The 507-nt window shown below is 54.0% G+C and carries 2 tRNA genes and 1 rRNA gene; all 3 read right to left on the bottom strand.

Annotated elements, in window-relative coordinates:
• Positions 1-153: 153 nt before the first annotated feature.
• Positions 154-229: transfer RNA gene (locus M3I56_RS40950), tRNA-Ala, on the bottom strand.
• Positions 230-268: 39 nt separating this feature from the next.
• Positions 269-345 (bottom strand) — tRNA-Ile (locus M3I56_RS40945).
• Between the two features lie 66 nt (positions 346-411).
• Positions 412-507 (bottom strand): 16S ribosomal RNA (locus M3I56_RS40940); the annotation flags it as partial.

The following is a 507-nucleotide window of genomic DNA, read 5'->3' as shown; positions in this document are numbered from 1 at the left end:
GCCATCTCTGTCCGCGTTCGGATGAATCTCTTTACTACTTCTTCCTGATTGTTAAAGAACGACAGCCGATATGGTGTTACTCATATCGCCCTGACTGGCTCAATCGCCAATGCAAAAGGTTCTGCTTCGTGCAGAACGCTGTGCATTGAGGATTGGTGGAGGATGACGGGATCGAACCGACGACCCCCTGCTTGCAAAGCAGGTGCTCTCCCAGCTGAGCTAATCCCCCAGTCACACATACTCAAGGGGACTGCCCGTCCACAGACAGTGGTGGGTCTGGATGGATTCGAACCATCGACCCCCGCCTTATCAAGACGGTGCTCTAACCGACTGAGCTACAGACCCCTGAGTCTGTCTTTCTTACAGCCGACAAGTGTGAGCGCTTAAAACGCAGTGAGCGATGAGCTCATGAAAGGAGGTGATCCAGCCGCACCTTCCGATACGGCTACCTTGTTACGACTTCACCCCAGTCATGAATCCTGCCGTGGTGACCGTCCTCCTTGCGGT

Origin of the sequence: Paraburkholderia sp. CNPSo 3281, assembly GCF_024206515.1 — a bacterium.
Taxonomy (GTDB): domain Bacteria; phylum Pseudomonadota; class Gammaproteobacteria; order Burkholderiales; family Burkholderiaceae; genus Paraburkholderia; species Paraburkholderia nodosa.
This window is presented reverse-complemented; position numbering and strand designations above follow the sequence as displayed.